The 11397-nt window shown below is 69.6% G+C and carries 9 protein-coding genes; 4 read left to right on the top strand and 5 right to left on the bottom strand.

From position 1 onward, the window contains the following. Positions 1 to 329: 329 nt before the first annotated feature. Both U6958_RS25865 and U6958_RS25860 read left to right on the top strand, forming a co-directional pair. Positions 330 to 3491, top strand: coding sequence for a multidrug efflux RND transporter permease subunit (locus U6958_RS25865; protein WP_074921580.1), 3162 nt, complete (start codon positions 330 to 332; stop codon positions 3489 to 3491). Between the two features lie 23 nt (positions 3492 to 3514). Continuing rightward, positions 3515 to 5014, top strand: coding sequence for an efflux transporter outer membrane subunit (locus tag U6958_RS25860; protein ID WP_074921579.1), 1500 nt, complete (start codon positions 3515 to 3517; stop codon positions 5012 to 5014). A 3-nt stretch (positions 5015 to 5017) separates the two neighbouring features. Here U6958_RS25860 and U6958_RS25855 read toward each other — a convergent pair whose 3' ends face one another. Beyond that, positions 5018 to 5383 carry a hypothetical protein gene (locus U6958_RS25855; RefSeq protein ID WP_047219332.1) on the bottom strand — a complete coding sequence of 122 codons (366 nt, stop codon included), beginning with the start codon at positions 5381 to 5383 and terminating at the stop codon, positions 5018 to 5020. Between the two features lie 12 nt (positions 5384 to 5395). Between U6958_RS25855 and U6958_RS25850 the strand changes: the two genes are divergently transcribed. Beyond that, a complete protein-coding gene (locus tag U6958_RS25850) occupies positions 5396 to 6169 on the top strand; it encodes an ATP-binding cassette domain-containing protein (protein ID WP_074921578.1) in 774 nt (257 codons plus the stop codon). 25 nt (positions 6170 to 6194) lie between these two features. Here U6958_RS25850 and U6958_RS25845 read toward each other — a convergent pair whose 3' ends face one another. The 4 genes from U6958_RS25845 to U6958_RS25830 are packed head-to-tail and all read right to left on the bottom strand — an operon-like array spanning position 6195 to position 8889. Beyond that, entirely contained in the window at positions 6195 to 7007 is an 813-nt protein-coding gene (locus U6958_RS25845; protein WP_074921577.1) for a LytTR family DNA-binding domain-containing protein, read from the bottom strand. Position 7008: 1 nt separating this feature from the next. Continuing rightward, positions 7009 to 8097 (bottom strand): sensor histidine kinase, encoded by a 1089-nt coding sequence (locus U6958_RS25840; RefSeq protein WP_047219334.1) that lies wholly within the window; start codon positions 8095 to 8097, stop codon positions 7009 to 7011. 29 nt (positions 8098 to 8126) lie between these two features. Beyond that, positions 8127 to 8444: a 2TM domain-containing protein gene (locus U6958_RS25835; RefSeq protein WP_074921576.1), complete on the bottom strand. Its 318-nt coding sequence runs from the start codon at positions 8442 to 8444 to the stop codon at positions 8127 to 8129. A gap of 34 nt (positions 8445 to 8478) precedes the next feature. Beyond that, positions 8479 to 8889: a DUF2306 domain-containing protein gene (locus U6958_RS25830; RefSeq protein WP_016454691.1), complete on the bottom strand. Its 411-nt coding sequence runs from the start codon at positions 8887 to 8889 to the stop codon at positions 8479 to 8481. A gap of 336 nt (positions 8890 to 9225) precedes the next feature. Here U6958_RS25830 and U6958_RS25825 point away from each other — a divergent pair, with 336 nt between their 5' ends. Beyond that, positions 9226 to 11391: a TonB-dependent siderophore receptor gene (locus tag U6958_RS25825; RefSeq protein ID WP_074921575.1), complete on the top strand. Its 2166-nt coding sequence runs from the start codon at positions 9226 to 9228 to the stop codon at positions 11389 to 11391. The last annotated feature ends 6 nt before the right edge of the window (positions 11392 to 11397 follow it).

Genomic DNA, 11397 nt, shown 5'->3' with positions numbered 1-11397 from the left:
CTGGCGCCGCTGGCCGGGGTTCGGCCCGGCGGCCGACCTACTTTCTTGCCTCGCAGCAAGAAAGTAGGCAAAGAAATGCGCCCCCACTGCCCACGACCCTTCGCTTCGCTGCGGGCAACCTGCGTTGGGCACGATGCGGGGTGTGCCGCAGAACTCGCTTTGCGCTTCGCGCGCCGCTCAGACAACTGCGGCAAGTCAGATGACGAAGCAAGCCTGTCCTTCGGCAGGCTTGCCACCCCGCATCGCCCCCAACGCAGGCGTGGGCAGAGGGGGGAAGGCCGGGGGACGGGCCATCGCTTCGCTCGGCCTGGGGTTTTTGGGGCTGGGTCATGAGCCAGCTTTCCAATCTCTCGGCGCCGTTCATCTTCCGGCCCATTGCCACCATGCTGATGACCATCGGCCTGGCGCTGGCGGGGGCAGTGTCGTATTTCCTGCTGCCGGTGGCGCCGCTGCCGCAGGTGGACTATCCGACGATTTCGGTGTCGGCCAGCCTGCCCGGTGCAAGCCCCGACACGATGGCGGCGACGGTGGCGACGCCGCTGGAGCGGGCGCTGGGGGCGATTGCGGGGGTCAATGAGATCACGTCCAGCTCCAGCCTGGGCAGTACGCGCATCACGCTGCAGTTCGATCTGTCGCGCACGGTGGACAGCGCGGCGCGCGATGTGCAGGCTGCCATCAATGCGGCGCGCACGCTGCTGCCTTCGGGCATGCCGGGCAATCCTACGTATCGCAAGGTGAATCCGGCTGATGCGCCGATCATGATCCTGGCGCTGACGTCCAGCGCGCTGACGCGCGGGCAGATGTATGACGCGGCGTCCACCGTGCTGGCGCAGAAGCTCTCGCAGGTGGAGGGCGTGGGCCAGGCGTCCATCAGCGGCGGGGCGCTGCCGGCCGTGCGCGTGGAGCTGGACCCGGTGAAGCTGGCGGCCAATGGCGTGTCGCTGGACCAGGTGCGTACCGCCATTTCGGCCACGAATGCCAACCGCCCGCTGGGCGCGGTGGAGCGCGAGGACCACTACTGGCAGGTGACCGCCAATGACCAGGCGCGCGTGGCGGCCGACTATGCGCCGCTGGTGCTGCGCTGGAGCAATGGCAATGCGATCCGGCTGCAGGACGTGGCCGATGTCACGGATTCGGTGCAGGACGTGCGCAACTACGGCGTGGCCAATGGCAAGCCCGCCATCCTGCTGCAGATTTTCAAGCAGCCGGACGCCAACATTCTGGAGGCCGTGGCGCGCGTGCGCTCTTTGCTGCCGCAGCTCAAGGCGTCCATCCCCGAGGCGATCGATCTGACCATCGTGTCCGACCGCACGCCCACGCTGCGCGCCTCGGTGGTGGAGGTGGAACGGGCGCTGTTGATCGCGGTGGCGCTGGTGATCCTGGTGGTGTTCCTGTTCCTGCGCAATGGCCGGGCCACGCTGATTCCGGCCGTGGCCGTGCCGGTGTCGCTGGCGGGCACGTTCGGCGTGATGTACCTGGCTGGCTATACGCTGGACAACCTGTCGCTGATGGCGCTGACCGTGGCCACGGGCTTTGTGGTGGACGATGCCATCGTGGTGCTGGAGAACGTGATGCGCCACATGGAGCGCGGCAAGACCGCGCTGCGCGCGGCGCTGGACGGGGCGCGCGAGATCGGGTTCACCGTGGTGTCCATGAGCCTGTCGCTGATCGCGGTGTTCGTGCCCATCCTGTTCATGGGCGGCATCGTGGGGCGGTTCTTCCGCGAGTTCGCGGTGGTGATGTCGGCGGCGATTCTGATCTCGATGGTGGTGTCGCTGACCACCACGCCCATGATGTGCGCGGCGCTGCTGCGGCCGCAGCGGCCTGCTGCACAGGCGCGTCCGCGCGGGCCAATGGGCCGCGCCTGGGACCGTTTCGGCGCCTGGGTGGGCCGTGCCGAGCGGCGTGCCATGTCCGGCTACCGCGCAAGCCTGGCCTGGTGCCTGCGCCACCAGCCGCTGGTGCTGCTGGTGCTGGCCGGCGTGGTGGCGCTGAACGTGCACCTGTACATGGCCATCGACAAGGGCTTCATGCCCAGCCAGGACACGGGCCGCGTGATGGGCTTCATCCGGGCCGACCAGTCCACCTCCTACCAGGCCATGGAGCAGCGGCTCAAGCGCTTCCTGTCCATCGTGCAGGAAGACCCGGCCGTGGAGTACGTGACGGGCTTCACGGGCGGGGGCCAGCGCAATGCGGCCAACATGTTCATGTCGCTCAAGCCGCTGGCCGAGCGCAAGGTATCGTCCGACGAGGTGATCAACCGCCTGCGCGACAAGCTCAAGAACGAGCCCGGCGCGAGGCTGTTCATGGTCACGCAAAGCGATATCCGCATCGGCGGGCGGCAAAGCTCGGGCTCGTACGACTACACGCTGCAGGCCGACGACATCCAGGACCTGCGCACCTGGGAGCCGCGCATCCGCCAGGTGCTGTCGCAGCTGCCCCAGCTCACGGACGTCAACAGCGATGTCTCCGACTTCGGCCTGCAGACCTCGCTGGTGATCGACCGCGACGCGGCCACGCGCCTGGGGCTGACGGTGGCGCAGATCGACGGCACGCTCAACAACGCCTTTGGCCAGCGCCAGGTGGGCGTGATCTACAACCCGCTCAACCAGTACCGCGTGGTGATGGAGGCCGCGCCGCGCTACCTGCAAAGCCCCGAGACGCTGCGCGGCTTCTTCTTCGTGAACAACCAGGGCGAGCAGGTGCCGCTGACCTCGTTTGCGCGCATCACCACCACCAACACGCCGCTGTCCGTGAACCACGACCGGGGCACGCCGGCCAGCACCATCAGCTTCAGCCTGGCCGAAGGCGTGGCGCTGTCGGATGCCAGCGACGCCATCCGCGCGGCCGTGGCCGAGCTGGGTGTGCCCGTGTCGGTGCGCGGCAGCTTCAGCGGCACGGCAGGGGCCTTCCAGCAGGCGCTGTCGGGGCAGCCGCTGCTGATCCTGGCGGCCATCATCACCATCTACCTGGTGCTGGGCGTGCTCTATGAGAGCCTGGTGCACCCGCTGACCATCCTGTCCACGCTGCCTTCGGCCGGCGTGGGTGCGCTGATGGCGCTGATGCTGTTCAAGACGGAGTTCTCGCTGATCGCGCTGATCGGGGTGATTTTGCTGATCGGCATCGTCAAGAAGAACGCGATCATGATGATCGACTTCGCGCTGGAGCGGCAGCGCGGCGGCCATGCGACGGCCGCCCAGGCCATCTACCGCGCCTGCGAGCTGCGGCTGCGCCCCATCCTCATGACCAGCCTGGTGGCCATCTGCGGCGCACTGCCGCTGGCCCTGGGCCGGGGCGACGGCGCCGAGCTGCGCCAGCCGCTGGGCATTGCCATCGTGGGCGGCCTGATGCTGAGCCAGCTGCTCACGCTCTACACCACGCCCGTGGTCTATGTGCTGCTGGACAGGCTGCGCCAGCGTGTCATGGGCCTGCGTGGCCGCGTGCAGGGCAAGGACCGCGGCACCCCTGTGCCCGCCGCATCACCCCAGTGAACCGAATCCGAAAGCCCAAGGCCATGCAGCTGAAGACACTCCAAACCCCGGCGATCTGGCTGGCCGCCGCGCTGCTGGCCGGCTGCTCCACGCAGAGCGCCTACCAGCGCCCCGCACTCGAGGTGCCGGCCCAGTTCAAGGAAGCCACGCCCGAGGCGGCCGAGGCCGGCATCTGGCGGCCCGCGGACCCGTCGCGCGCGCAAGTGCCCGACAACTGGTGGGAGCTGTTCGGCGACGAGCAGCTCAACCGCCTGCAGCAGCAGGCCGCCACCGGCAACCAGAGCATTGCCCAGGCCGCCGCGCGCCTGCGTGCCGCGCAGGCGGCCGTGGCCAGCAGCCAGGCCGGGCTGTTCCCCACGCTGGGCAGCACGGCCGGCGCCACGCGCTCGCGCAGCGGCGGGGCCTCCGGTGCATCGGGTGCATCAGGCACGGGCGGCAACACCGGCAGTAGCGGCAACATCTCGACCAACTACTCGCTGGGCCTGAACGCCAGCTGGGAACTGGACCTGTGGGGCCGCGTGTCGGGCACGGTCAGCGCCAGCCAGGCCAGCGCCCAGGCCAGCAGCGACGACCTGGCCGCCGCGCGCCTGTCGGCCCAGGCATCGATCACGCAGACCTATTTCTCGCTGCGCGCGGCCGATGCCAGCGTGCGGCTGCTGCAGGAAACACTGCAGAGCTACGAGCAGAGCCTGAAGCTCACCAACAACCGCTACCGCGCGGGCGTGGCCTCGTCGGCCGACGTGGCCCAGGCCGAGGCGCAGTACAAAAGCACCCAGGCCCAGCTCATCGAGGCGCAGACCAGCCGCGCCCAGCTGGAGCACGCCCTGGCCGCGCTGCTGGGCCTGCCTCCGGCCGCCTTCAGCCTGGAGGCCGGCGCCGAGCTGCCGCTGCCGCCCGAGGTGCCGGCCATGCTCTCGTCCCAACTGCTGGAGCAGCGCCCCGACATTGCTGCGGCCGAGCGCCGCGTGGCCGCCGCCAACGCCCAGGTGGGCGTGGCGCGCGCGGCCTTCTTCCCGGCGCTCACGCTGTCGGCCACGGCCGGCTACCGGGGTGCATCGCTGTCCAACCTGGTGAGTGCGCCCAACCTGTTTTGGTCGCTGGGCCCGTCGCTGGCGCTGGCGCTGTTCGACGGCGGCGCGCGCACGGCGGCCGTGGAGTCGGCGCGTGCCTCGCTGGACCTGGCCGCCGCCACCTACCGCCAGACCGTGCTGACGGCGTTGCAGGAGGTGGAGGACAACCTGGTCACCGCATCCGCCCTGGCGCGCGAGCAGCAGGTGCAGATCGAGGCCGTGGCCGCCGCGCAGAAGGCGCTGGATGTCGTCAACAACCAGTACCGCGCGGGTACGGTGGCCTATCTGAATGTGCTCAGCGCTCAGACCACGGTGCTGTCGGCGCGGCGCAGCCTGATCGATGTGCGCAACCGGCGGCTGGCCGCCGTCAACACCTTGCTCAAGAACGTGGCCGGGCGCTGGGAGCCGCTGGGGCCGGTGTCCGCGCAGGGGCCGCAGGCTGTCGCGCGCTGATGTTCAGTCCTGCAGCTCGAAGGCCTGGCGCAATGCTTCGCCGAAGGCCGCGCTGCCGCTGATCGACAGGTTCACCGTGGTGCGGCCATCCCCGGCCGCCACGGATTGCAGGCGCGCCGTGGCTGCGTCAAAGCGCCAGGCCAACGGCTGGCCGCCGTCGTCCTGGGCCTGCAGCTCGTAGTCCCAGTCGCCGCCTTCCTCGATGGGGCCGCGCCGGCCCTTGAAGCGGCGGTGCGCCCAGGCCAGCAATTGCTCCACCTCGGCCGCCAGGGCCGGCACGCGCGCGGCGGGCACGCTGGCCATGGCGTCCCAGCAGCCCGTGCCTTCGTCGTCTTCGCTGTAGTCGAAATCCAGGTAGTCGAGGGTCATGGTGGGGTCCGCATGCGTAGTGCGTGGTTGGAAAAGGGAAAGCCCGGCATTGTGCCGCGTGCACAATCGCCCGCATCGCAGAACCGGAAAGACATTCAGATGGACACCGCACAGCAATCGATGGCGCCGCCGATGGTGAGCGCGCAGGCCCTGCGCTTCGGGCAGCCGGGTCTTCTGCTGTGGGATGGTGCCTCGCACGACTGGCCCGTGGGCCTGTGCCTGGTGCGCGGCGGCGAGGGCTGCGGCAAGACCAGCCTGCTGCAAATGCTGGCCGGCCAGCTGCCTTTGCAGGCCGGGCGCCTGGTATATCCGCAGCAGCCGGACCCGTCGCAGCGCCCTGCATTGTTCTGGCGCGACCCGCGCGCCGAACTGTCCAATGCCGAGCGCGCCCGGCCCGCGCAGGAATGGGTGCAAGACCAGCGGCAGTTGCACCCGGCCTGGAGCGAGGCGGCATGGCAGGCCCATGCCGACGGCCTGGGCCTGGAGCCCCATCTGCACAAGCCCCTGCTGGCCCTGTCCACGGGCAGCCTGCGCAAGCTGTGGATGGCGGCGGGCTGGTCCAGCGGCGTGCCGCTGCTGCTGATCGACGAGCCGCTGGCCGCGCTGGACCGGGGATCGATGGACCATGTGCAGCGCACGCTGGCGGGGCTGAACCGGGCCGGCCAGCAATCTGCGCCCGTGGCCGGGCACGGGCTGCGCTGCGTGATCGTCGCGCACTGGGACGAGATGCAGGGCGTGGCCTGGGACGACGTGCTGGACCTGCCCGATCAGCCGCCGCTGCGCTGACCGGAGCCGGCGTCTACATCGCCACCTACATCGCCTTGAACCGCTGCGCGTAGAGGCGGCTCACGGCCAGTTTTTCCGCTCGCTCGCGCAGCTGCAGCCACAGCCGGCCGGCCTCGTCGCGCTGGGCGCTGGCAATGGCGGCTGCGCGCACCACGGTGCCACGGTGCACCTGCCAGAATTCCTCGGCGTCCAGCCGGGGCAGCAGCTCCTTGAGCGGCGTGCGCACCAGGTACTCATGCGAGGCCGTGAGCACACGCACGTACTTGTCGGCGGCCTCGAAGTAGACGACGTCGTGCACGGGCACCATCTGGATCTGCGTGCCCACGCCGGCCTGGATCATCTGCAGCGGAGGCTCGGTAGCGGTGGCGGCGGGGGCCGTGGCACCGGCCAGATGCCGCAATTGCTCCAGCGCCTGCGCCAGCGCAGCGCCAGCCGGGGCCACCGTGCGCTGGGCCAGCAGCTCGCGCAGGCGCTGCACGCTGCGCGCCAGCCGCTCGGGCTGCACGGGCTTGAGCAGGTAGTCCACGGCCTGGGCCTCGAAGGCGTCCATGGCGTACTGGTCATAGGCGGTCACGAAGACCAGGATGGGAAACGGCTGCGCCTCGGGCCAGGCGTCGGCCAGTTCGGCGGCGGCCTCCAGGCCGCTCTGGCCCGGCATGCGGATGTCGAAGAACAGTACGTCCGGCTGCAGCGCCAGCGCCTGCCGGGCGGCACTCAGGCCGTCGCCCACTATGGCGGCAATCTGCAGCTCGGGCCAGGCGCGGGCCAGGGCCTGGCGCAGGTCCTCGGCCAGCAGGGGTTCGTCTTCGGCGATCAGGGCGCGGGGGGAGTGGGTCATTTCAACCGGCGTTGGCAATGGTTATTTTGGCGAGCGTGCCGCCTTCGGGCAGGGCGGCCAGTTCGAAGTGCGCGGCGTCGCCATAGCGGCTGGCCAGGCGCTCGCGCAGCTGGGCCGTGCCGAAGCGGCTGCCGGGCAGGGCGGGCGCACCTGTGTCCAGGCCCATGCCGTTGTCGGCCACGGTCAGCTCCAACGGGCCGCCGTCCATGCGGCGCGCGCGCACGGCGATATGCCCGCCTTCCAGCTTGGGCTCCAGTCCGTGGCGTATGCAGTTTTCCACCAGGGGCTGCAGCAGCAGCGGCGGCACGGGCACCTGGCCCAGGTCCTCGGGCAGGTCCAGCGTGTATTGCAGGCGCGGGCCCATGCGGATGGACATCAGCGCCAGGTAGTCGCGCAGGCGCGCGAATTCCTCGGCCAGCGCATGCTCGGTGCTGCGCGAGCCGCCCAGCGTGGCGCGCAGGTAGGCGATCAGATGGTCCAGCATGGCCTGGGCGCGCTGCGGGTCGCTGGCCACCAGCACGCGCAGGTTGGCCAGGGTGTTGAACAGCATGTGCGGCTCCAGCTGTGCCTGCAGCAGGGTCAGTCGCGCCTCGGCCGCCTGGCGGCGGGCTTGCTCGGCCTGCATCTGCAGGTGGCGCGAGTAGCCCAGCAGGAAGAAGGCCAGCGACATCACCGTGCTGGCGACGATGGTGACGGCCAGCGGTATCCACAGCCGGTGCATCAGGGCCGTGCTGGCGTCGGGATCGGCCCACTGCCTGTAGGCCGTGCCGATCAGCGACCCGATCACGAACCCCGTCACGATGCCAGCCACCACCAGCGCGGCGCCCCGCCAGCCGCCGGGCCAGGGAATGTCCTGGCCCCGCGTCAGGCGCCAGCGGCCCAGTTCGATGGTGAGCCAGCTGGTCAGGCCGATCGACAGCGAGTAGATGAGGTTCACGTCCCAGCGGCCATGGTTGCTCAGGCTGAATGCGGCGGCAATCAGGGCGCAGGCCGAGGTCGTCGCGATGCCGTGGCGCAGCAGCGTGGTCCGTTCCACGATGTGGCCAGGGGCGGCCGGCTGGCGTGTGGCGTTGGATGCGAGGTCGGGCATGGAGGGCAATGGTAGTCCCATGGCGTGTTTCAGCGGGCGCGGCCCTGGCGTGACTGCAGCGCCTGCCGCTCGCGCTCCACCATGCGCCCGTGCCAGCCGTTGCCCGGCAGGGCCAGCCAGACCACGGCGCCGTGGATGGCCAGCCCCAGGCCCCAGCCCAGGGCCGGGAAGATGGCCCAGTGCCTGCCCTGGGACAGCGACAGCGCCGCCAGCCCGAGGTTGACCAGCACATAGACGCTGGCGTGGATCATCCAGCCCAGCTTGGCGCCTGCGCGGCGGCGCGCCATGCGCTCCAGGGCATCGTCGTCGTGGCGGGCAGAGGGATCGAGGGGATCAAGGGTGCGCATGGGGAGTTCTCCGTCAGGGGGAAAGAAAGCGGCTTCAGGCCAGGCCCAGCTGCTGCCACAGCAGGTCGCCCAGGTAGCGGCCGGGCAGCAGGGTGAACAGGCCCGCCACGACGCAGGCGCCGATGTAGACGCTGCGCATGATCTTGCGGTGGCCGGCGATGTTGCCGTGGTACAGGTGCCAGAACGACCGGCCCAGGCCGGCAAAGGTCAGCGGCACCAGCAGGTGGACGGGCGTGTAGCCGCCCCAGTTGGGCAGGCGGTAGTCGCGGATGAAGCAGGCGGACACCGCCGCGCAGACCATGAGCGTGACAAAGGCATGGCCGGCCGCGCGGTGCAGGCGGGGATGGGCGGCGGCCTGGCGGCGTGCCAGCAGGGCGATGGCGCCCGTGGCCGTGGCCCCGAGGGCGGCACTCATGTGGATGGCGATCAGCGGTGTCATTTGCATGGCGGTGTCCTGGCGTGCGGCCCGGGTTGGCGGGCCTGTATGGGACAGGACTGTCGCTGCCGGGCGCCGCCGGGGCCAGCGCCATGCGACGGACGGACGAGGGCAGGGTGCCAGCTGCATCCTGGCGCCGCGAACGGCAGGCACGTCCACGGCATCTGGAGGATGCAGTCCGCAGGGTGGAGGCCAGGGTGAGTGCGCACGGACTATCGATCAGGGCCTTTGAAACCAATCACCCCAAGGATTGCTTCGATGCAACAGATTGAGAAAACTCATAGTTGCGTGCCCAGGTGGTTGGTAAGCTAACGGGTTCTGCAAATCATTCTCAATCCCATCCCCATGCCTTCCATTCGCCCCATATCCCTGGCCGTTCTTTGCCTGTGCAGCCATCAGGCGCTGATTGCCCAGACCCGGGGCGGTGATACCGTGCTGGAGGCCGTGACGGTGGAGGCCAGCGCCGACGCATCGGCCCAGGGCCTGTCCAAGCCCTTCGCAGGCGGCCAGGTGGCCACGGGGGCGCGCAACGGCGTGCTGGGCACGCTGGACTGGAAGAACTCCTCGTTCTCCACCACCAGCTACACCCAGCAACTCATCGAGGACACCCAGTCCAAGAGCGTGGGCGATGTGCTGCTCAACGACCCGGGCGTGCGCCAGGCGCGCGGCTTCGGCAACTTCCAGGAGCTGTATGTGCTGCGCGGCTTCCCGGTGTACTCGGACGACATCGCCTACAACGGCCTGTACGGCCTGCTGCCGCGCCAGTACATCGCCTCGGAATTCTTCGAGCGTGTGGAGGTGCTGCGCGGCGCCAATGCCTTCCTCAATGGCGCAGCACCGGGCGGCAGTGGCATTGGCGGCACCATCAGCCTGCTGCCCAAGCGCGCCGGCAACGATGCGCTGACGCGCGTGGGCGCCGGCATACAGACGGGCGGCCAGGCCTTTGTCTCCACCGACATCTCGCGCCGCTTCGGCCCTGACCGGAGCACCGGCATCCGCCTGAACGCCGTGCGCCGCGACGGCGGCACGGGCGTGGATGGCGAAGACCGCTCGCTCACCGCCCTGGGCCTGGGCCTGGACTGGCGCAGCCGCAACGTGCGCCTGTCGGGCGACGTGGGCTACCAGCGCAACAGCTACAACGGCGGCCGCCCCAGCGTGACGCCGGGCAGCTTCATCCCGGCCGTGCCCGACAACAAGACCAACTACGGCCAGAACTGGTCGTACTCCACCGAGCGCGACCTGTTCGCCACGCTGCGCGCCGAATGGGACATCAACGACACCACCACGGCCTGGGCCGCCGGCGGCCTGCGCCGCGGCAAGGAAGACAACTCCCTGAGCGGCGTGACCGTGAGCAATGCGGCCGGCGACACCACGGGCACGCGCTTCGACAACAAGCGCAAGGACAGCGTGGGCACGGGCGAGGTCGGCATCCGCACGCGCCTGGCCATGGGCAGCGTGGGCCATGAGCTGGTGGCCACGGCCAGCACCTACTCGGCCACCGAGCGCAATGCCTGGGGCATGGGCTTTGGCGTGGTCAACAACATCTACAACCCCTGGAGCAGCGCGCGCCCGGCGATGACGCTGTTCGGCGGCAACCTGGCCGATCCCACGCGCGTGGGTGAAACCCGGCTCAACAGCTTTGCCATCGGCGACACGCTGACGATGCTGGACGAGCGCCTGCGCCTGACCGTGGGCGTGCGCCGCCAGAGCATCGAGCAAAGCAGCTACGACTACAACACGGGCGCGCAGACCGACCACTACAAGAAGTCCGCCACCACGCCCATGCTGGGCCTGGTGTTCAAGACCAGCGAGAACACCTCGGTCTACGCCAACTACATCGAAGGCCTGACCAAGGGCGCCGTGGCGCCGCAGACGGCCAACGACCTGCCCGTGTCCAATGGCGGCCAGGTGTTCGCGCCCTACAAGTCGCGCCAGAAGGAAATCGGCTTCAAGTGGCAGGGCCAGCAGCTGGGCGCCACGGTGGCGCTGTACACCACGGACATGCCTTCGGCCTATGTGGCCAACCAGGTCTTCGGCCAGTACGGCAAGCAGCGCAACAGCGGCCTGGAGGCCACGGTCTTCGGCGAACCCGTCAAGGGCCTGCGCGTGCTGGGCGGCGTGACCTTCAGCGAGGCCAAGATCCGCGAGGCCGCCGATGCCACCACCATCGGCAACTACGCCATCGGCGTGCCCAAGCGCCTGCTCAACCTGGGCGTGGACTGGGATGTGCCCGGCGTCTCGGGCCTGGCCCTCAATGCGCGCGTGATGCACACCTCCAGCCAGTACGCCAACGGCGCCAACACGCTGAAGGTTGCCTCGTGGACGCGCACCGACATCGGCGCGCGTTATCTCATGGACATCGGCAACAACCGCCTGCTGACCCTGCGCGCGCGCATCGACAACCTGTTCGACAAGGGCTACTGGTCGTCCGTGGGCGGCTACCCGGGCGCCAACTACCTGGTGCAGTCCATGCCGCGCACCTTCTCGCTGAGCGCATCGGTGGACTTCTGAGCCGGA

The sequence above is a fragment of the Delftia lacustris genome (assembly GCF_040267515.1).
GTDB lineage: Bacteria > Pseudomonadota > Gammaproteobacteria > Burkholderiales > Burkholderiaceae_C > Comamonas > Comamonas tsuruhatensis.
Note: the sequence above shows the minus strand (reverse complement) of the source record. Positions and strands in the feature narration are given on the sequence as shown.